The sequence below is a fragment of the Burkholderia pyrrocinia genome (assembly GCF_001028665.1).
In the GTDB taxonomy this organism is placed as follows: domain Bacteria; phylum Pseudomonadota; class Gammaproteobacteria; order Burkholderiales; family Burkholderiaceae; genus Burkholderia; species Burkholderia pyrrocinia.
In genome coordinates this window covers 455,403-476,966 of the sequence record NZ_CP011504.1, presented here as the reverse complement: position 1 = coordinate 476,966, position 21,564 = coordinate 455,403, and the positions used below count along the sequence as shown (strand labels likewise).

Annotated in this window: 16 protein-coding genes; 15 read left to right on the top strand and 1 reads right to left on the bottom strand. The window is 67.4% G+C overall.

Annotated elements, in window-relative coordinates:
- Window positions 1-734: 734 nt before the first annotated feature.
- A complete protein-coding gene (locus tag ABD05_RS18365) occupies window positions 735-1,688 on the bottom strand; it encodes a LysR family transcriptional regulator (RefSeq protein ID WP_047901588.1) in 954 nt (317 codons plus the stop codon).
- A gap of 127 nt (window positions 1,689-1,815) precedes the next feature.
- On the opposite strand from ABD05_RS18365, the gene ABD05_RS18360 reads away from it, so the two are divergent.
- From ABD05_RS18360 to ABD05_RS18290, 15 genes are all read left to right on the top strand, one after another.
- On the top strand, window positions 1,816-2,490 hold the full coding sequence (locus tag ABD05_RS18360) for a glutathione S-transferase family protein (RefSeq protein ID WP_047901587.1): 675 nt from the start codon (window positions 1,816-1,818) through the stop codon (window positions 2,488-2,490).
- A gap of 36 nt (window positions 2,491-2,526) precedes the next feature.
- Window positions 2,527-4,629 carry a pyridoxamine 5'-phosphate oxidase family protein gene (locus ABD05_RS18355; protein WP_047901586.1) on the top strand — a complete coding sequence of 701 codons (2,103 nt, stop codon included), beginning with the start codon at window positions 2,527-2,529 and terminating at the stop codon, window positions 4,627-4,629.
- Window positions 4,630-4,752: 123 nt separating this feature from the next.
- The gene (locus ABD05_RS18350) at window positions 4,753-4,956 is read left to right on the top strand and encodes a DUF2970 domain-containing protein (RefSeq protein ID WP_039356454.1); all 204 of its coding nucleotides are present in this window, start codon (window positions 4,753-4,755) and stop codon (window positions 4,954-4,956) included.
- Between the two features lie 588 nt (window positions 4,957-5,544).
- Entirely contained in the window at window positions 5,545-7,776 is a 2,232-nt protein-coding gene (locus ABD05_RS18345; protein ID WP_047901585.1) for a TonB-dependent siderophore receptor, read from the top strand.
- A 59-nt stretch (window positions 7,777-7,835) separates the two neighbouring features.
- A complete protein-coding gene (pnuC, locus tag ABD05_RS18340; RefSeq protein WP_047901584.1) occupies window positions 7,836-8,468 on the top strand; it encodes a nicotinamide riboside transporter PnuC in 633 nt (210 codons plus the stop codon).
- Window positions 8,469-8,504: 36 nt separating this feature from the next.
- The gene (locus tag ABD05_RS18335) at window positions 8,505-9,695 is read left to right on the top strand and encodes a phosphotransferase enzyme family protein (protein WP_047901583.1); all 1,191 of its coding nucleotides are present in this window, start codon (window positions 8,505-8,507) and stop codon (window positions 9,693-9,695) included.
- Between the two features lie 589 nt (window positions 9,696-10,284).
- Window positions 10,285-10,968: a PAAR domain-containing protein gene (locus tag ABD05_RS18330; RefSeq protein ID WP_047901582.1), complete on the top strand. Its 684-nt coding sequence runs from the start codon at window positions 10,285-10,287 to the stop codon at window positions 10,966-10,968.
- On the top strand, window positions 10,965-11,507 hold the full coding sequence (locus ABD05_RS18325) for a PAAR domain-containing protein (RefSeq protein WP_047901581.1): 543 nt from the start codon (window positions 10,965-10,967) through the stop codon (window positions 11,505-11,507). The genes ABD05_RS18330 and ABD05_RS18325 overlap by 4 nt, the downstream gene beginning before the upstream one ends.
- A 5-nt stretch (window positions 11,508-11,512) precedes the next feature.
- Complete coding sequence (locus tag ABD05_RS18320) at window positions 11,513-12,199, top strand: M35 family metalloendopeptidase (RefSeq protein WP_047901580.1); 687 nt, start codon at window positions 11,513-11,515, stop codon at window positions 12,197-12,199.
- Between the two features lie 13 nt (window positions 12,200-12,212).
- Entirely contained in the window at window positions 12,213-12,965 is a 753-nt protein-coding gene (locus ABD05_RS18315) for a hypothetical protein (RefSeq protein WP_047901579.1), read from the top strand.
- A 355-nt stretch (window positions 12,966-13,320) separates the two neighbouring features.
- Window positions 13,321-14,622 carry a TolC family protein gene (locus ABD05_RS18310; RefSeq protein WP_047901578.1) on the top strand — a complete coding sequence of 434 codons (1,302 nt, stop codon included), beginning with the start codon at window positions 13,321-13,323 and terminating at the stop codon, window positions 14,620-14,622.
- Between the two features lie 26 nt (window positions 14,623-14,648).
- Window positions 14,649-16,118, top strand: coding sequence for an efflux RND transporter periplasmic adaptor subunit (locus ABD05_RS18305; protein ID WP_047901577.1), 1,470 nt, complete (start codon window positions 14,649-14,651; stop codon window positions 16,116-16,118).
- Window positions 16,119-16,243: 125 nt separating this feature from the next.
- Window positions 16,244-19,456: an efflux RND transporter permease subunit gene (locus ABD05_RS18300; RefSeq protein WP_047901576.1), complete on the top strand. Its 3,213-nt coding sequence runs from the start codon at window positions 16,244-16,246 to the stop codon at window positions 19,454-19,456.
- Entirely contained in the window at window positions 19,456-20,139 is a 684-nt protein-coding gene (irlR, locus tag ABD05_RS18295; RefSeq protein ID WP_047901575.1) for a heavy metal response regulator transcription factor IrlR, read from the top strand. The genes ABD05_RS18300 and irlR overlap by 1 nt, the downstream gene beginning before the upstream one ends.
- Window positions 20,136-21,560 (top strand): heavy metal sensor histidine kinase, encoded by a 1,425-nt coding sequence (locus ABD05_RS18290; RefSeq protein WP_047901574.1) that lies wholly within the window; start codon window positions 20,136-20,138, stop codon window positions 21,558-21,560. The genes irlR and ABD05_RS18290 overlap by 4 nt, the downstream gene beginning before the upstream one ends.
- Window positions 21,561-21,564 lie beyond the last annotated feature (4 nt).

The window sequence follows — 21,564 nt, the reverse complement described above, 5'->3', positions numbered from 1 at the left end:
AAAAGAAAGCGGCAACCACACGGCACACCGGGTGCCATGTTGTATTCTGGTTCGATTTAATCGTCTTTTTAATAAAAAAGACGATCGGTTTTTTGGGGTGGAGAATAAGTTTCGGGAAGTTGTCATTGTTTTTAATTCCGGTTCCATGTGGAAGTGAATTGATGAAAACAATATGGAACGAATTAAAAAAGCGACGCAATGCGAAAATCACTTCGCATTGCGCCGATCGTGGCGCGAAACCCTTCGCGCCCCAGGCACGATTGATCAGGAGCCCGTGTATCCGCCCCGGGTCAAGCCGTCGCCGTCCCGGCAATACTCGGTCGTCGTGCCGCTGCTCGTTGCGTACACACGGATGTGAACGGCGCCCCCGACCGGCCAGCACGTGACGGACACGTTGTCGCCCGCCAGGTTGAACGGGCCCGTGTACTCGTTCGACCCGCCGTAGCAGCGTACGGCGACCTTGTTGCTGTTGGCCGTGTAGACACGAATCGACGGCGTGGTTCCCTATGAAATTGCGGCGGTTTGCATTTCCAGACTCCTTGTTCGATTGAATAAAGCGGGGAATTGAAACGCTTCGGTCAACGCGAATTGGTGTATTTCCGGGAATAAGGTTAGTGGAAAATCTGGAAAGCGACGAGCTATTTTTTGGGGGATAAAAGAACGTATTTGGTCGGGGCGGGAAAGCCCGGCGAAAGGAGATTGACGGTTGGGTAAAAACGCGCGGCGATCCGGAGTCAGTCTGCCGCGCGTTTCGATCGTGTCGAGCGTACTGGCGCCGCCGGCGGGGTATCGCCAATCCTCGCCTTCATCGCATCGATGAACGCCCGCACCTTCGGCGACGGCAACCGCGTCGACGGATACACCGCATGAATCCCGGCCGGCGCCGAACGCCATGCGGGCAGCAGCCGCACGAGCCGGCCGGTTGCGACGTCGTCGGCGGTCGAGAAATCCGTCAGCAGCCCGAAGCCGCCGCCCGCGAGCACGATCGCGCGGCATGCCGTTGCGGTGTTCGACACGACCGACGCGACGCAGCGCACCGACGCGCTGCCGCCGCGCGCGCTTTCAAGCTCGAGCGTGTGCGGGCGCGACAGCGTCGACAGCATCACGAACGGCAGTGTGGCGAGCGCATCCGTATCGCGCGGCAGCCCGTAGCGCGCGACGAACGCGGGGCTCGCGACCAGCCATTTCTCGTACGTGCCGAGCTGCACCGCGCGATAGTTCGAATCGGCGAGACGGCCGATGCGGATCGCGACGTCGAGGTTGTCCGCGACGAGATCGACGACCCGGTCGTTCGCGACGAGTTCGACGTCGAGCCCCGGATGCAAGTCGCGCAGCGCGACGACGGCCGGTGCGACGACCTGCGCGCCGTAGTCGATCGGCACGCTCACGCGCAGCGTGCCGCGCAGCGGCCCCGCGTCGGACGACACCGCATCGAGCGCGGTTTCGGTGGCGCGCACGATGTCGCGGCACGCGTCGTAGAACGTACGCCCCGCGTCGGTCACGCTCAGCCGCCGCGTCGTGCGCACCAGCAGGTTCGCGCCGACCTCGGATTCGAGGCGCTGCATGTGCGTACTGACGACCGTCTTCGCGAGGCCGAGCCGCTCGGCCGCGGCCGTCAGCGAGCCGGCATCGACCACCGCGACGAAGATCGCCAGCCGGTTCAGGTTCACGTCGCGCAGATCGGCCATCGTCGATTGTCCTATGGGAGCGGATAATGTTTCAGCGATTATCCGTCTTCTGGCCGCGAACGGCGAGCGCTACTCTGGGGCCGTTCGTCGCTGACATCCAGCGACGCGAGATTCCGGAGTGTTTTCCATGTCCGTTGCCAGCAAGCCCGCCTCCGCGCAGCCCGTCGCCGGAGTGCCCGTCGCCCCGATTCGCGTCTATTCGTTCCTGCTGTCCGGGCATGCGCATCGCGTCCGGTTGTTCCTGTCGCTGCTCGGCTTGCCGTCCGAGACCATCGACATCGACCTCGCGGCCGGCGCGCAGCGCGAACCGGCGTTCCTCGCGCTCAATCCGCTCGGGCAGGTGCCCGTGATCGACGACGGCGGCACCGTGATCGCCGATTCGAACGCGATCCTCGTGTATCTCGCGAAGCGCTACGGCGACGCGCACTGGCTGCCCGACGACCCGGCCGGCGCGGCGGTCGTGCAGCGCTGGCTGTCGTACGCGGCCGGTCCGATCGCGTCGGGGCCCGCGGCGGCGCGGCTCGTGACCGTGTTCGGCGCGCCGCTTGACCAGGACGCGGCCAAGCGCACGGCCGCCAAAGTGCTCGACGTGATCGACCGCGAGCTGGCCGGCAAGCCGTTCGCGGCCGGCGCTCAGCCGACGATCGCGGACATCGCCGCCTACACGTACATCGCGCACGCGCCGGAAGGCGGGGTGTCGCTCGAACCGTATCCGCACGTGCGCGCATGGCTGGCGCGCGTCGAGGCGCTGACGGGTTTCGTCGGCATGCCGACGACGCGCGCGGGCCTGCTGGCCGCGTAACGCCAACCGAAGCCGCGCCTGTTCAGGGAGAACGCGATGAACGCCCCGACCACTGTCGTACCGGGCTGGGAACTCGATGCCGCGCCGTTTCACGCGGGCGAACTCGCCGTGCAGCAGCGCGCGGGCGTGACGGAGGCCGCGGGCGCGGCCGGCCGGCGCGGGATCCGGCGCTTCATGCCGGACCAGCACCGGACGTTTTTCGGGCAACTGCCGTTCTTCGTGCTCGGCGGCGTCGATGCGCACGGCCAGCCGTGGGCGACGCTGCGGGCCGGCGCACCGGGGTTCGTCACGTCGCCGGATGCGCGCACGCTGCGCATCGCGGCGCCCGCGCTGCCGGGCGATCCGCTGGCCGGCGCGTGGCGGCCGGGTGCGCCGCTCGGCGGGCTCGGGATCGAGTTCGATACGCGGCGGCGCAATCGCGTCAACGGCGTCGTGCGCGCGGTCGACGGCGATGCGCTGACGATCGCGGTCGAGCAGAGCTTCGGCAACTGCGCGAAGTACATCCAGGGCCGCAAGCCGTCGTTCGTCGCGCGCGACGGCCGGGATGGCGATATGCAGGTCGCGCCCGATGTGTCGGACCGGCTGGGAGACGCGGATCGCGCGCTGCTCGCGCAGGCCGATACGTTCTTCGTCGCGAGCGCGAACACGTCGGCGGACGCGGGCGCCGCGCACGGCGCGGACGTGTCGCATCGCGGCGGGATGCCGGGCTTCGTGCGCGTCGACGATGCGCACACGCTGACGACGCCGGATTTCAGCGGCAACCGTTTCTTCAACACGCTCGGCAACCTGCAGCAGGATCCGCGCGCGGGGCTGCTGTTCGTCGATTTCGACAGCGGCGACCTGCTGTATGTCGCCGCGCGTGCGGAGATCGTGTGGGACGGGCCGCTCGTCGCGTCGTTCGACGGCGCGCAGCGTGTCGTGCGCTTCCATGTGCGGGAAGTACGGCGCATGCGCGCGGTGCTGCCGTTCCGGTGGTCGGCGGTCGAGCGCGCGCCGCAGTTCGCGGCGATGGCTGCTGCTGCCGGCGGTGGAGCGGCGACCGCGCCGGTCGCGCTGGTGCAGTCCGCATCGGCACCGGCATCGACACCCATATCGACACCCACATCGACACCCGCATGGCGATCGCTGCGCATCGCGAAGATCGTCGACGAAGCGCGCTCGATCCGCTCGTTCCATTTCGAACCGGTGGACGGCGGCGCGTTGCCCGCATACGAAGCCGGGCAGCATCTGACGCTGCGTGTTGCATTGCCGGGCAGCGATGCGCCGTCGATTCGCAGCTACACGCTTTCCGACGCGCCGGGCAGCGCGCATTACCGGATCACGGTGAAGCGCGAAGGGCGCGTTTCGGCCTGGCTGCACGATCACGCGCAGGCGGACATGACGTTCGACGCGCAAATGCCGCGCGGTCGCTTCGCATTCGATCTGGCAAGCCCGCGCCCGGCCGTGCTCGTATCGGCCGGCATCGGCATCACGCCGATGATCGCGATGCTGCGCAGCGCGCTGGCCGACGCCGCGCCGTCGCGCCGTGTGGTGTTCGCGCACGGCGCGCGCGAAGCGGCCGACCGGCCGTTCGCGGCGGAACTGGCGCGCATCGCGGCCGCCGATGCGCGGCTGTCGCTCCACTGGTTCGACAGCCGTCCGCACGACGACACGGCAGCGCGGGCCGGCCGCATCGACATCGCGCAACTGAAGCGAATCCTGTCGTTCGACGACTACGACTTCTACCTGTGCGGGCCGTCGGCGTTCATGCGCGACCTGTACGACGGGCTGCGCGCGCTGAACGTACCGGACGAACGCATCCGCTTCGAGGCGTTCGGGCCGTCGAGCATCGCGCGCAGCACGACCCGTGCGGCAGGCACGCCGGCGGCGGCGAGTGCGCCCGTCGTATTCCGGCGCACCGGGCGCGAAGCCGCATGGACGCCCGCCGACGGCACGCTGCTCGAATTCGCGGAAGGGCAGCGCATCGCCGTGCCGTCCGAATGCCGCTCCGGTTCGTGCGGCACGTGCGCGACGCGCGTGCTGTCCGGCGCGGTCGACTACGAGCAAACGCCCGATGCGGCGGTCGAACCCGGCTGCGCGCTGCTGTGCGTCGCGCGGCCCGCGCAAGGCGCCACGGAACCGCTCGTGCTCGACCGCTGACAGTACCTGCGACATGCCGCCGCAGACGGCCTGCTGCGCGAAAAGCGCACGCAACTGCTTCTTTTTTCGGATGCCGGTCGGATCGACGATAGCGTCAACCGATTCGATTAAAGGAGCGCAATCATGAAACTGCTCGGCATGATCAAGCTGGTCCTGTGGAGTTTCTTCGGCGTACGCAACAGCAAGGCGCACGCGGCGGATCTCGCGAACGTCAACTTCACGCTGCTGCCGTTCGTGGCGATCATCCTCGCGCTGCTGGTCGGCGCGGTCATCTACGGCGTCGTGCATCTGGTCGTCGATCCGACCGTGACGATGCAGGGGTTCTGAGCGGCGCATGAACCGCGAGCGGGCTATCGCGCCCGCTCCGGTTTCCGCCCGCGTGACCGGCGCGTGACCGCTCCGGTCTGCAAGCTTGCCCGGCGCGACGCACGTGGTGGTCGCATTGCCGCCTTTGTCGTCCCGCCCGACCGCGTTTCTCCCTCCCCGCCGTCCGTTCCACCCGATTCCAGGGTCTCGACCCCCGCCCGGGGTAAAATGCGCGCCACGCCGCGATGTCGCGCGCGCAGGGCAGGCCGCCGTTCCGACGAACGGCGCGCGCAACTGCCCGGCGCCCGCACCGGGGCGTTCGAAGCGTCCCCCGCATGACACGACCGCGCGATGCAGCCGGCCGCCCGACAGGCACCCGACGAACCCGTCGACGGCTGCGTCGGCTCCCGGTGCGTCACCCGAATCCGATGTCCCATCCTGCGTCTTCCTGATCGACCGGCACGCATGCGTGCCGTCTCGTCCGATTCGTCCGATGAATGTCGTGCCGGCCGGATACGCCGGCGGGTGAAGAGTCGTCCGCGGGCGGGCGCTTCGCAGCTTCGTAACGTGTTTCGACAGGGTCGAGTGGCGAGTTTTCCATCCAGAACAATGACGGTGAATAAAACAACAGCGTCGCCCGCACGGCGGCGGCGCGCGAAGGTCGGGCTCGGCGTCGGTCTCGGCATCACGCTTTTCGCGGCGCAGGCTGCCGCAGCCCAGGGCGATGCGCCGGCACCGGACGCCGATGCGGCCGGCAGCGCGACGCTGCCGACGATCACGGTGAACGGCGAGCGCGGCACCGCGTTTCGCGTGCGCAACGCGTCGGTCGCGGGGCTCGACGACACGCCGCTGCGCGATACGCCGGCATCGGTGAGCGTCGTCACGCGCGCGCAACTCGACGACCAGCAGGCGAAGCGGCTCAGCGACGTCGTGCGCAACGACGCGTCGGTCGTCAACGACTACGCGCCGGTCGGCTATTTCGAAGGCTTCGCGATCCGCGGCTTTCCGGTCGATCTCGCGAGCGCGATCCGGATCGACGGGCTGACGGTGTCCGGCGAGCAGAACGTGCCGCTCGAGAACAAGGAGCGCGTCGAGATCCTGAAGGGGCTCGCCGGCATCGACAGCGGCGTCGTCGCGCCGGGCGGCGTGATCAACTTCGTGACGAAGCGCTCCGCGAACGTCGCGAGCGTGACGGGCGGCGTCGACAGCCGCGGCTCGACGTCGGCGGCCGTCGATCTCGGCCGCCGCTTCGGCCCCGACAATCAGTTCGGCTTCCGGATCAATGCCGCGAAGGAGAACATGCACTCGTACATCGACGGCACGAACGGGCGGCGCACGTTCGGCTCGATCGCCGCCGACTGGGACATCAGCCCGCGTGCGAGCCTGCAGCTCAATGCTGAATTCCAGCAGTGGATCCAGCGTTCCGCGCCCGGCTACCAGCTGCTCGGCGGCACCGTGGTGCCGTCGGTCAAGACCACGTCGAAGGCGCTCGGCACGCAGCCGTGGGCGAAACCGGTGACGACCGACGCGCTGAACCTGAACGCGCGCTTCGACTACCAGTTCAACGACGACTGGAAGGCATACATCGCAGCCGGCCGCAGCCGCACGATGATCGACGACAACAGCGCGTTCGCGTACGGCTGCTCGTACGCGGCAAGCTGCGCGGCCGGCGCGACGTCGCCGTTCTTCTTCGGTGCGAACGGCGACTACGACGTGTACGACTTCCGCAGCCCCGGCGAATACCGGCGCAACGACGACCTGCGCGCGGTCACGACCGGCAAGTTCGCGACGGGGCCGCTGCGGCACGAGCTGACGCTCGGCGTGAGCGTGCAGCGCCGCGTCGTGCACATGGCCGACGCCGTGTACGACTACGTGGGCAGCGAGAACATCTACGGGCCCGACGTGGCGTTCCCGCCGTCGCCGAATTCGCCCGGGCCGTCGTATCCGCGCCTCGACGCGCGGCAGTACGGCGTGTTCGGGCTCGATCGCATCAGCATCGGCGAACACTGGCAGGTGCTCGCGGGCGGCAAGGAAGTGCTGCTGCGCCAGCGCAGCTGGAGCAGCCTCGATGGCGCGGATACGCGTACCGACCGCTCGGTGTTCCTGCCGCAGGTCGCGCTCGTCTACAAGCCGGTGAACGTGCTGTCGCTGTACGCGTCGTACAGCAAGGCGCTGTCGCTCGGCGATCAGGCGCCGGTGCGCGCGACCAACGCGTACGCGTTCCTGCCGCCCGTCGAATCGCATCAGATCGAGGTCGGCGCGAAATACGACTGGCTCGACCGGCTGAGCCTCACGGCCGCCGTGTTCTCGATCAGCAAGCCGTTCCAGTTCGCCGACCCGGACGCGTCGGGCACGACTTACACGTTCGTGCAGCGCGGCACGCAGCGGCACCAGGGGATCGAACTCGGCGCGGCCGGGCGCGTGACCGAGCGGCTCGCGCTGACGGCCAGCGTCGCGGCGATTCGCGCCCGCGCGGTCGATTCGGGTTCGCCGGCCTACGAAGGACACCAGATCATCAACGTGCCCGCGCTGCGCGCGTCGCTGTATGCAGACTACGCGGTGCCGGGCGTCGCCGGCCTGAACGTGCTCGGCGGCGTCGAGTACAGCGCGGCCCGCAACGCGAACGAGGAAGGCACCGCGCGCGTGCCGTCGTGGTTCGTGTTCAATCTCGGCGCGCGCTATACGACGAAGATCGGCGGCCATCGCACGGTGCTGCGCGTATCGGTGGACAATCTGTTCAACAAGTTCTACTGGCGCGACGCGGGCGAGCAGCAGGGCGACGCGTACCTGTTCCCGGGTGCGCCGCGCACCGCGCGCGTGTCGTTGACCTATGATTTCTGATCGTCCGGAACCGGTTGCGTGACGCGCGGCCCCGGCAGCTAACCAGGAGAGCACAGACGATGTCCCCACTCGAAATCGCCGGCGTGATCGTCAGCGCGCTCGCGATCTGGCTGACCGCGAAGCGGCGCATGCTGTGCTGGCCGGTCGGGCTCGCGTCGGTCGCGCTGTACGGCTGGATCTTCTTCGACGCGAAGCTGTACTCGGACATGCTGCTGCAGGGCGCGTTCGCGGTGCTGCAGGTGTACGGCTGGCAGCGCTGGCTCGCGCAGCGCGCGAGCGAAGCCGGCGGCGGCGCGGCGCCGGCCGGCGACGTGGCGCCCGTCACGGGCGTGCGGCCGCGCCAGATGCTGCCCGACCTGATCGCGGCCGTCGTCGGCAGCGCGCTGCTCGGCGGCATGATGGCGCGCTGGACCGATGCGGCGCTGCCGTTCGTCGATGCGTCGCTGACCGCGTTCAGCCTCGTCGCGCAATACTGGACCGCGCGGCGCTACATCGCGTCGTGGGGGCTGTGGATCGTCGTGAACGTCGTGTACGTCGGGATGTTCGTGTTCAAGGCGCTGTATCTGACGGCCGGACTCTATGCGCTGTTCATCGGGCTCGCCGTCGTCGGCTGGCGCGACTGGAGCCGGACGGCCGCGACGCTGCGCGCGGCGGCCGGCGGCACGCTCGCGTCGGGCGGCGGCGCGCGCTGATTCACGCGCCGATTCAACTACGGAGCAACGTCGTTCATGTCATTCCCACTCGAGCCGGACGGGTCCATATCGCGTGACGTCGCGCCGCCGCAATTCGGCGTCGACGGCGAGCAGGCCGAACGCGACTGGCCGCTGATGACGCACGACGAGGTGGCGGCGGTGCTCGCGCGGATCGACGGCGCTGGCGAGCCGGCCCGGCTGACGTGGCACAGCCCGCGGCAGTTCGCGGCGGCCGTGCTCGTGCGGATGGCGGACGGGCGCGGGCTGTTCGTCAAGCGTCATCACGTGAGCCTGCGCGATGTCGCGGGGCTGGAGGAAGAACATCGCTTCATCGCGCATCTGCGCGCACGCGGCATGCCGGTGGTCGACGTGCTCGCCGGTCGCGACGGCGCGACCGCGTTCGCATCCGGCGAATGGACCTACGAGGTGCACGTGCTCGCGCCCGGCGTCGACCCGTATCGCGGCGTGATGTCGTGGCAGCCGTTCACGCATCCGTCGCATGCGTACGCGGCCGGCCGCGCGCTGGCCGAGCTGCATCGCGCGTCGGCCGGCTACGATGCGCCCGCGCGGCCCGTGCGCACGCTGCTGTCGAGTTTCCGCGTGCTGTCGTCCGCCGATCTGGCGGGCGCGCTCGAACGCTGGGTCGAAACGCAGCCGCTGCTCGTGCGTGCGCTCGGCGCGCGCGACTGGCGCGGCGACGTTGCCGACGCGATCGGCCCGTATCACGCGCGCCTCGTGCCGCTGCTGCCCGCGTTGACGCCGCTGTGGACGCACGGCGACTGGCATGCGTCGAACCTGCTGTGGACCGATGCGGGGCCCGGCGCGCAGGTGCGGACCGTGCTCGATTTCGGGCTGTCGGATCGCACCTGCGCGGTGATGGACCTCGCGCTCGCGATCGAGCGCAATACGGTCGACTGGATGGCGCCGGCCGACGCGCGGCGCATCGAATACGAGCAGATCGACGCGCTGCTGGACGGCTACGAATCGCTCGAACCGCTGAGCGACGACGCGTATGCGGCGCTGGTCGCGCTGCTGCCGATCGTGCATACGGAGTTCGCGCTGTCGGAAGTCGCGTATTTCGGCTGCATCATCGATGCGCCGGCCATCGTCGACATCGCGTACGACGGCTACCTGATCGGGCACGCGCGCTGGTTCGGCGAACGCGACGGGCGGCAACTGCTCGACTGGCTCGAACGGCGGCGGCGGATGAGGAGCGGGCAAACGTGAGCGATGTGTTTGGCACGGGGACGTGTTTGGCGCGTGCTGTCGCATCTGGCAGGCGACATCGCGCCTGAACTCGCCCCGGAGTGTCCGCCCACAAGCCTGTGATCGCCCCAGTTTCCGCGCTGTGTTCAACAATCGTGGCGACCTGAGGGCCGATTGTAGCAGTGCGCTACGCGTCCCCGGATGGCGGGTCCTGTCATCGCGCAGCGTGGTCCCGCGCAACTCCAATACGAAATCCACCGCCCGGCAGATCCGGGTGGGAGTCAGCGGTCGATAAAGACGAGCGCCGGAAACGTGCGTCCGGCGTTTGAACTCGTGAAACCGGGCGTTCAGTCGTTTTAGGCGAACTGGGCGTCGTGTGGGCATTGCGGACAAAAAATTTGAACAGCGCAGGCATCCGGCCCGACACCGCCACGCCCAATACCCGGAAATCATGGTCACAACCGCGCGCTCGATAGTTTTTCATGACATTCGTTCGGATACCAGATAATCGTTGCTGAATTTTCGTACACGGACGATTGATCCCCCTGTCGGGTTGGCTTTAAGTTGGCGTGAAGCACATTTCACCCACTTAACCGGAGAGGGATGCAGGATGACGAACGAACAAGAAGCAAAGGCTTTTACCCATCTTTTCGCGACCATCGGCTCACGTACCGAGCGCGGCGGTTGGGTTGCCGAAGTCGCGGGTAAGACGAGCTATCGCGGGCTGACGCTGGCCCGCGTCGGCGACGTCGTTCAATACGACGACGGCAGCGAGGCCGTTGTCGTCGACGGGGCGGGATTTGCCGCCACGTCGGAGGGCAAGCCGATCGCGCTGGTCGGCTCGCGACTGAGCAACGGCGACGTCATCACTCAAACGTTACAAGACGGAGCCGGCATCCGGGTAACCGATGACGAGTCGATTCCCGGCTTGTTCGATCCGGCCTACGTACCGCCGCCCGCGCGCCCACGCTATCGGCTGGCCGTGAAAGGGGCGACGACCGCGAGGGGCGGCGTGCTGCGCGAAGCAACCGGCACGTGGGACGTGGGCGAATCGCTCGGCAAGTCTGCTGTCGTGGGAAACGTCGTCCACTATGAGGACGGCTCAACCGCCCGAATAATCAGCGGCCTTGGCATCGCGGATTACCCGGACTTCACGCCGCTCGCCTTCGTTGGTAGCGAACTCTCAAACGGCGATGCGGTGACGGACTCCCCGGAGCGTGAAGGCAGGGGCTTCGCCGATACCTTCACGGTGGTGAAATTGGCGACCGTGGTTGACCAAGAGGCGGCGACATGATCCGGTCTTTCCTCGCCCAGGGCGACCGCGCCGGGAGCGCGATCATCACCGAGGGTCTCGACACAGTGACCTGTTCTAATCCGCCGCCGGCAGTACAAATCGCCACGCTCGGCATGAAAACCTACTGCACGGCTTGCAAGCAAGAAGGATTCATTGCGCCGAAGGGGCCGCGCTGGCCCGGCACGGGCCCGAACGGCAAGCAATGGGCATTGAGCGGCGATATCAACGTGTGCAACTGCAGCCCGCCGCCGGTTTTCTACGCGGAACGCAACATGAGGATGATTTTCACGGCAGAGGAAGCGGCAGCGCTGACGGGGAAAGGCACTCCACGTTCGTTGTTGGAGATTCACACTGAACACGACGAACAATTTTTTCTGTGCGACGCCGATACTGGCCGACCCTTGGCACACGTGAAATATCGCATCCGTACCGCGTCCGGAAAAGTATTCTGCGGCGCTACGGATGCTACCGGCCATACCAGCCGAATTGTTACGTCGAGCCGAGAAGCAATGGACATCGAGATTCATGTGGGAGAGTAAAGAACATGGCAACAGACGATGCAAATACGCAAGACAACGGTGACTGGATTCACGTCGGGAAGGGCGAGTCGAACACGGTCCGCGGTTCGAAAGTCGTCATTCCGTTGTCACTGAATGGTCCGCCTATCTGCCCTAACATGACCGATGCAGAATTCAGGAAGCTTGTTCTGGGGTTGCGAGATGAGGCCGTTGTCATTACCAAGCAGAGAATAGCCGAGCTGGCGCGTTGGACACCCGATATACAGGCCCGGGTTGCCGTGTGGTTTGGTTCGCCTGACAACGCGATCAGAATCCGGTTGACTGCGGGCCTCAGGGCTCTCGTGACAGTCATGTCGGACCTGACCGCCAAGAACTTCGTGCGTCCCGGCTCTGACGCGGATTTGGCTACTGGCTGCTTGCCAAACATGAAGGGTCTCGACGGAGAAGTGGCCCACGTCTGTCGTCCGGATACTGCGACGCATACGATTGCGATTAATATCCATTTCTGCTCGCTGCCTGATCGCTCCGCGAGCAATCTATCCTCGAAGCAACTTACGATAGTTCACGAGTGTTCGCATTTTATAGATACGTTTGGTTCCGAGGACTACCCGGGCGCGTATGGTCGTTGGGCTTGCGAACGATTGGCGAAGGAACATCCTGAGCAGGCTATTGGAAATGCAGACAGCATCGCATGGTTCGTTTTGGCGCGTTAACCGGTCCAAAAAAATGAAACGATTGATATTGCTTCTTCTGGTGTTTGCGAACTGCTCGTCGCAGGCCTATGCATGTAAGGTTCTGGAACAAGACAATATGCAATTGGCGTTGAACTCTATCGAGATTGGCAACAGCGATCGGTTGAGCCTTGTTAGGCACTTCCTGACTGCGAGAGAGTGGACGCGTGAAGGGGCATCCGCAACTGTAGATGCGGCCGCGTTTGCGTGGGAGCGCAATCCGAAGGAGTTGGCAAAATTGCGCGGCGAGGCGATGAAATCTTTCCTTGTGCAACTGGGAATGAATCCCCAGGACGTATGGATTCACGAGCGGATCATTCAGGGCAAGGACGGCAATCGTGCCCCCGACGACGCGCATCAAGTCGGCGTTGAATTTGTTCCGAAATGCCCATCGGAAGGTTGTCAGAGTCTATGCAATCTACCGGGTTTGCGGGGTGTTAGCAGCTATGCAGTTACGGCGGCTACACCCGGTCCCGCACGTGACGTCGATCTTTTTACCTGTGGCGACGAGCGCCAGCCTGCAACGGCGCGTATCGTCACGACGGAAAGATGGACACCGCGCACCGAAGATAAAGCGTTGCTCCTTGGGTCTTCCTCGAAGCCGCTTGCGCACGTTTGTTACCGAATCACCACGAGCGCGACCCGCTATGTCGGGATGACGGACGAGCGCGGGCAAACTGAGCGAATGCAATTGCTAGGACCGGAATATACGAGGATTGAGGTAAAGGTCGACGCGACCAAGAACTAGATCGGGTAACACGGATTGTCCACCGGGAGGTGGGCACTTCCACGGACAGTGAAGCGGCACCGCGAGGTTCATGGCACCGTGATCTCCGGCGCGTTGCTGGACAACTACCGCATTCGATGCGATGTGCGCCGCTCACCTATCCACGAGCGGACCACGTTGTTCCAGCAGCTCAGTCAGGCGATACGCCGCTTCACCCAATCGCCGCGCATGGTGGCGGTCCCGCCGCCGCGGTCGGCATGTGCTGCACGCTCACGCGCCGCCGCGCCGAAGATGACGGAAATATCATCTTCGCCTCATGTTTGCACTGCGGTCGCTCCGTAGCATCGGTCGCGAAACAGTAACCGCAGGCTCGCACATGTTCACGCACACTCTGGTTGCGCTCGCCGTCGTTGCGACGGCGGTGACAGCGCATGCCCAATCGTCCCCGCCACCCGCCACGCCAGGCGAGCTGCCCGCAGCCGCTTCGCCGCAGCCCGATGCGGCCGCTGCCGCGCCGCTGACGCTCGCCGACGCGCTCGACACGGCCGTACGCAGCAATCCGGCGCTGCGCGGCGCGCTCGCCGACGTCGATGCGTCCGCGGGCGCGCTGATGCAGGCCGGTGCGCGCCCGAACCCGGAACTCTCGTTCCTGCAGGAAGGCTTTCGCCGCGCGGAGCGCACGTCGACCGTGCTGCTCAACCAGACGATCGAACTGGGCGGCAAGCGCAGCGCGCGGCTCGACGTCGCGTCGTACGGACGGCAGTCCGCCGATGCGTCGCTCGACGAGCAGGGCGCCGTCGTGCGCGCCGACGTGATCGCCGCGTTCTACGGCTTGCTCGCCGCGCAACGGCAGCTTCAGGTGACCGAGGAATCGGCGGCGATCGCCGCGCGTTCGGCGGATCTCGCCGGGCGGCGCGCGCAGGCCGGCAAGGTGTCGCCGGTCGAAGCGACCAAGGCGCAGGTGGCCGCCGCGGCCGTGCTGATCGAAGTCACGACCGCGCGCGGCCGCGTCGACGTCGCGCGCGAAAGGCTGAATTCGGCAATGGGCGGCGCGCGCACCGACCGGCTCGATGCGGTCGGCGATCTCGAAGTCGTGCCGGCGGTCGACCCGCTGCCCGCGCTCGTCGAGCGGCTCGACGACGCGCCGCTCACGCGTATCGCACGTGCCGAGATGCTGCGCTCGAACGCGGCCGTGTCGCTCGAACGCGCACGGCGCATTCCGGACGTGACGGTCAGCGCAGGCGTGAAACGCGTGACCGCGGGCGGCGTGCCGGACAACCAGGCCGTCGTCGGCGTGTCGATCCCGATTCCGCTGTTCAACACGAACAAGGGCGCGCTGCTCGAAGCGACGCACAAGGCCGAGCGCGCGAACGCGAATCTCGATCGCGAACGCGCGCGGCTGCGGCTGGAGCTGACGCAGGCCTACGCGAACTTCGAGGCCGCCGCGCAGGAGGCGCGGCGCCTGAAGACCGACATCCTGCCCGGCGCGCGCACCGCGCTCGATGCGATGTCGCGCGGCTACCAGCTCGGCAAGTTCGGCTTCCTCGACGTGCTCGACGCGCAGCGCACGCTGTTCCAGGGGCAATCGCAATACGTGCGCGCGCTTGCCGACGCGCACGCGGCCCGCGCCGACATCGGCCGGCTTGTCGGCACGCCGCTCGCGGCCGTCGCGCAATAAGCGCCCCTCTCACCTGAAGGATCATCATGTCACGCAGCAGAATCTTCATCATTGCGGCGGCCGTGCTCGGCGGCGCCGGGATCGTGCTCGGCGCGCTCGCCGTCACGCGGGGCGGCGGCAGCGCGTCCGCCCCGTCGGCCGCCGAAGCCGCACAGCCGGCCGATGGCGCCGGCGCGCGCGGCGGGGTCGTGCTGAAGCGCGGCAGGCTCGCCGTCGAGATCGTCATGACGGAAAAGCCCGGTGACGCGCGGCTCGTCGTCTACCCGTTCGTCGACGGCAAGCCTACGACCAAGGGCGTGACCGTGTCCGGCACGCTGGTCCGGTACGACCGCACGCACGAACCCATGCGTTTCGACGCGGCTGGCCAGAAGTTCGTGTCCGCGCAGCCGATCGCGAAGCCGCACGTGTTCGATGCGACGATCGACGTCAAGGCGGGCAGCGACGCCGCGTCGTTCCCGTTCGTGCGCGCCGACGGCGCGATTGCGCTGACCGACGCACAGTTGGCAGCATCGAAGATCGCGCTCGCGAAGGCCGGCCCCGCGCAGATCGCGACACCGTTCCAGTTGCCGGGCGAGATCAAGTTCAACGAGGATCGCACCGCGCACGTCGTGCCGCGCGTGGCCGGCATCGTCGAGCAGGTATCGGTGTCGCTCGGGCAGAACGTCGCGAAGGGGCAGGTGCTGGCCGTGATCGCGAGCACCGATCTTGCGGACCGGCGCAGCGAACTGCTGACGGCCGAACGCCGGCTGTCGGGTGCGCGCGCAACCTACGAACGCGAACGCACGCTGTGGCAGGAGCGCATCTCGGCGGAACAGGACTACCAGCAGGCACAGGTGCAGCTGCGCGAGGCCGAGATCGCGGTGCAGAACGCGCGGCAGAAGCTTGCTGCGCTGAACGCGCCGGCGGGCGCGGGCGCGCTGAACCGTTACGAGCTGCGTGCGCCGTTCGCGGGCACGATCGTCGAGAAGCATGCGACGCCCGGCGAAGCGATCGCCGCCGATGCGAGCATGTTCGTGATCTCCGACCTGTCGACGGTATGGGCCGAGATGGCCGTGCCGGCGCAACGGTTGAACGATGTGCGGGTCGGCCGCGACGCGACCGTCAGCGCGACCGCGTTCGAATCGCGTTCGAGCGGCCCGATCGCGTATGTCGGCTCGCTGCTCGGCGAACAGACGCGCACCGCGCCGGCGCGCGTCGTGCTGCCGAACCCGGACGGCGTGTGGCGGCCGGGTATGTTCGTGAACGTATCGGTCGACGCGGGCAGGCAGGGCGTGCCGCTCGCGGTCGCGAGCGACGCGCTGCAGGACGTCGACGGCGCGCCGTCGGTGTTCTTGCGCTCGCCGAAGGGATTCGTCGCGCAGGCGGTCGAGACGGGGCGGCGCGACGAACGCGCGACCGAAGTGCTGAAGGGGCTCAAGCCCGGCCAGGAATACGCGGCGTCGAACAGCTTCGTGCTGAAGGCCGAACTCGGCAAGGGGAGCGCGGAACATGAGTGAGCGTGACGCGCGTGCCATTGCGCAATTTTCGGCCCGATGTGCGACCCGATCTGCGATCCGCCGAATGATCGGCCGCGCGGCCCGTCCGGCGAGGGCGACCGTTCCCCGTTTCAAGGAATTCCGCCATGTTTGAGCGCCTGATCCGCTTTGCGATTGCGCACCGCTGGCTCGTGATGCTGGCGATCGCGGCCGTGGCCGCGTTGGGTGTCTTCAGCTACCAGAAGCTGCCGATCGACGCGGTGCCCGACATCACGAACGTGCAGGTCCAGATCAACACGGCCGTGCCCGGCTATTCGCCGCTCGAGGCCGAGCAGCGCATCACCTATCCGATCGAGACCGTGATGGCCGGGCTGCCGGGCCTCGAGCAGACGCGCTCGATCTCGCGCTACGGGCTGTCGCAGGTCACCGTGATCTTCAAGGACGGCACCGACATCTACTTCGCGCGGCAGCTCGTCAACGAGCGCATCCAGGAGGCGAAGGACAAGCTGCCGGCCGGCATCGCGCCCGCGATGGGGCCGACGTCGACGGGCCTCGGCGAAATCTACCTGTGGACCGTCGAGGCCGACGCGGCCGCGCGCAAGCCCGACGGCACGCGCTATACGGCGGCCGACCTGCGCGAGCTGCAGGACTGGGTCGTCCGGCCGCAGCTCAGGAACGTGCGTGGCGTGACCGAGGTCAACTCGATCGGCGGTTACGTGAAGGAATACCGCGTCGCGCCGAACCCGGCGAAGCTGATGTCGTACGGGCTGACGCTCGCCGACGTCGTGCGCGCGCTCGAACGCAACAACGACAACGTCGGCGCCGGCTACATCGAGAAGCGCGGCGAGCAGTATCTCGTGCGTGTGCCGGGCCAGGCGCGCACCGTCGACGATATCGCGAACATCGTGCTGACCAACGTCGGCGGCGTGCCGGTGCGGATCAAGGACGTCGGGCTGGTCGACATCGGCCGCGAGCTGCGCACGGGCGCTGCGACGTCGGACGGCGAGGAGGTCGTGCTCGGCACGGTCTTCATGCTGATGGGCGAGAACAGCCGGACGGTCGCGAAGGCCGTCGCCGCGAAGATGGAGGACGTGAACCGCACGCTGCCGGCCGGCGTGAAGGCGATACCCGTGTACGACCGCACCGTACTCGTCGAGAAGGCCGTCGCGACGGTGAAGAAGAACCTGCTCGAAGGCGCGATCCTCGTGATCGCCGTGCTGTTCCTGTTCCTCGGCAACATCCGCGCGGCGCTGATCACCGCGCTCGTGATTCCGCTGTCGATGCTGATGACCTTCACCGGCATGGTCAACGCGAAGGTGAGCGCGAACCTGATGAGCCTCGGCGCGCTCGACTTCGGGATCATCGTCGACGGCGCGGTGGTGATCGTCGAGAACTGCGTGCGGCGGCTCGCGCATGCGCAGGCGGCGGCCGGGCGGCCGCTCACGCGCGACGAGCGCTTCGCCGAAGTATTCGGCGCATCGCAGGAGGCGCGCCGTGCGCTGATCTTCGGGCAACTGATCATCATGGTCGTGTACCTGCCGATCTTTGCGCTGACCGGCGTCGAAGGCAAGATGTTCCACCCGATGGCCATCACCGTCGTGATGGCGCTCGCGGCCGCGATGGTGCTGACCGTCACGTTCATTCCGGCGGCCGTCGCGCTGTTCATCGGCGAGCGGGTCGAGGAGAAGGAAAACCGGCTGATGGGCTGGGCGCGGCGCGCATACGAACCGGTGCTCGCCGCGTTCATGACGCGTCCGGCGCGCGTGATGCTCGGCGCGAGCGCGATCGTGCTGGTCACGCTCGGGCTCGCGACGCGGCTCGGCAGCGAGTTCATCCCGAGCCTCAACGAAGGCGACCTGGCCGTCGCTGCGCTGCGGATTCCGGGCACGAGCCTGTCGCAGTCGGTCGAGATGCAGAAGTCGATCGAGAAGACGCTGAAGGCGCGTTTCCCCGAAATCGAGCGTGTGTTCGCGCGTACCGGCACGGCCGAGATCGCGGCCGACCCGATGCCGCCGAACCTGTCGGACGGCTACATCATGCTGAAGCCGACGGACCAGTGGCCCGACCCGAAGAAGCCGCGCGACACGCTCGTGCGCGAGATCGAGGAAGCGCTCGCCGAGCTGCCGGGCAATGCGTACGAGTTCTCGCAGCCGATCCAGCTGCGCTTCAACGAGCTGATCTCGGGCGTGCGCAGCGACGTCGCCGTGAAGATCTTCGGCGACGACATGGCCGTGCTGAACCAGACCGGCGAGCAGATCGCGGCTGCGCTGCAGAAGGTGCCGGGCGCATCGGAGGTGAAGGTCGAGCAGACGACTGGGCTGCCGGTGCTCACGGTCAACCTCGACCGCGACAAGCTCGCGCGCTACGGCGTGACCGTCGCCGACCTGCAGGACACGGTGGCTGCGGCAGTCGGCGGGCAGAAGGCCGGCACGCTGTTCCAGGGCGACCGACGCTTCGACATCGTCGTGCGGCTGCCCGACGAGCTGCGCTCGGACATCGAGGCGATCAAGCGGCTGCCGATCGCGCTGCCCGCGCCGGCGGCAGGGGCCAGCGCGCCGCTCGCGGCGGCGCCGTACGTGCCGCTCGCGGAACTCGCGACGATCGACGTCGCGCCGGGTCCGAACCAGATCAGCCGCGAGGACGGCAAGCGGCGCGTGGTCGTCAGTGCGAACGTGCGCGGCCGCGACGTCGGCTCGTTCGTCGCCGATGCGCGCGAGCAGTTGCAGCAGGACGTGCGCGTGCCGGCCGGCTACTGGGTGTCGTGGGGCGGGCAGTTCGAGCAGTTGCAAAGCGCGAGCGAGCGCCTGAAGCTCGTCGTGCCGCTTGCGCTGTTCATGGTGTTCGTGCTGCTGTTCGTGATGTTCAACAACGTGAAGGACGGGCTGCTCGTGTTCACCGGCATTCCGTTCGCGCTGAGCGGCGGCGTCGTGTCGCTGTGGCTGCGCGGGATTCCGCTGTCGATCACGGCGGCGGTCGGCTTCATCGCGCTGTCCGGCGTCGCCGTGCTCAACGGTCTCGTGATGATCTCGTTCATCCGCAACCTGCGCGACGAAGGGACGCCGCTCGACGCCGCCGTGCGCGAAGGCGCGCTTACGCGGCTGCGGCCGGTGCTGATGACCGCGCTGGTCGCGTCGCTGGGCTTCCTGCCGATGGCGTTCGCGACCGGCACCGGCGCCGAGGTGCAGCGCCCGCTTGCGACGGTCGTGATCGGCGGTATCCTGTCGTCCACGGTGCTGACGCTGCTGGTGCTGCCCGTGCTGTACCGCGTCAGCCATGCGGTGTCGTGGCGCGCCGCGCTTTGGGGCAGCTTCGGCATGGGCATGCTGCGCCGGCTGGGTTTCTTCAAGGGTAATGCGTGATGCGAATTCTGATTGTCGAGGATGAACCGAAGACGGGCGCGTATCTGCGCAAGGGCCTGACCGAAGCCGGTTATGTCGTCGACTGGGTCGAGGACGGCATCACGGGCCAGCACCAGGCCGAGACCGAGGAATACGACCTGCTCGTGCTCGACGTGATGCTGCCGGGGCAGGACGGCTGGACGCTGCTGCAGAACCTGCGGCGCAGCAAGTCGACGCCCGTGCTGTTCCTCACCGCGCGCGACGACGTCGGCGATCGCGTGAAGGGGCTCGAGCTCGGCGCCGACGACTATCTCGCGAAGCCGTTCGATTTCGTCGAGCTGACCGCGCGCATCAAGTCGATCCTGCGGCGCGGCCAGCCGCGCGACTCGAACACGCTGCGCGTGGCCGACCTCGAACTCGACCTGACGCGCCGCAAGGCCACGCGGCAGGGCGACACGATCCTGCTGACCGCGAAGGAATTCGCGCTGCTGTGGCTGTTGATGCGTCGCGAGGGCGAGATCCTGCCACGCGCGACGATCGCGTCGCAGGTATGGGACATGAACTTCAACAGCGACACGAACGTCGTCGATTCAGCGATCCGGCGGCTGCGCTCGAAGATCGACGACGCATACGAACCGAGGCTGATCCATACCGTGCGCGGGATGGGCTACGTGCTCGAAGCGCGCGGCGGCGCGGCCGCATGATTGCGCACCTGCTGCCGCGCACGCTGCGCGGACGCCTGACCGCGCTGATCATCCTGTCGACGTCGGTGATCCTCGCATCGAGCGGCGTCGCGCTTTACGAGGCGCTGAGCAACCGCGTCGAAATGACGGCAGCCGAGCAGATGGCCGGCATTTCCGCCGCGTTGGGCTCGCATCTGGCCGAAGCGCGCACGACGGCCGACGTCGCGCGCAATACCGACATCTGGGTCGACCAGTTGCACGGCCATCCGAACATGGATCTCGCGATCTACGATGCAGCGGGCACGCGCCTCGTCGGCACGCCCGGGTTCCGCCCGTACGCGCCGCTGCTGTCGCTGGACGCGGGGCGCGTGCCGGTCGGCATCGCGCCGCCCGGCATGCGGCACCAGTATCTGGTGACGACCGTGCCGCTCGCCGGCGCGGGTGCGCCCGTGGTGCGCGTTGCGGTGCAGTACGACCGCAGCGCCGACGTGCTGCTGTTGCGCACGCATGCTTCTACGATCGTGGTGATCGAGGTGTTCGGCGTGGTGCTCGCGGCCGCGATCGCGTATGGCATCGCGGCGCTGGGTTTGAGCCCGCTGCGGCGTTTCGCGGCGCGCGCCGAGCAGATGTCGACGAGCCGGCTTGCGCATCCGCTGCCGGAACTCGATACGTCAGGCGAACTGAAGGAACTCGAGCACGCATTCAACGGGATGCTCGCGCGGCTGAGCGAATCGTTTACGCGGCTGAGCCAGTTCTCGTCGAATCTCGCGCACGACATGCGCACGCCGCTCACGAACCTGCAGGCGGCCGCGCAGGTCGTGCTGTCGCAGCCGCGCAGCGCGGATGAATATCGCAACGTGATCGAGTCGAGCATCGACGAGTATCAGCGGCTGTCGCGAATGATCGAGGACATGCTGTTCCTGGCGCGCTCGGAACAGGCCGGCACGTCGATCGACGTGCGGCGCCTGAATGCGGCGGAAGAGGCCGGGCGTGTCGCCGGCTACTACGAGTCGCTTGCGGAGGATGCGGGCGTGTCGGTGAAGGTCGACGGCCACGCGTGGGTCGATGCGGATCTCACGCTGTACCAGCGCGCGTTGAGCAACCTGCTGTCCAATGCGCTCGCCTACGCGCCGCGCGGCAGCGTCGTGACGATCGACTGCGTGGAGCAGGGCGGTGCGACGACGATCGCCGTGTCGGATACGGGGCCCGGCATCGCCGCGGAACATGTCGGGCGGATTTTCGAGCGCTTCTATCGCGTCGATCCGTCGCGGCACAATTCGGCGTCGGGGACGGGGCTCGGCCTCGCGATCGTCCGGTCGATCATGGACAACCACGGCGGCGAATGCGGCGTCGACAGCGATCCCGGCCGGCGCACGACGTTCTGGCTGCGCTTTCCGCGACGGCCGGCCGAGCCGCAGCGGCCGGCCGCCGTCCGCACCTGACATC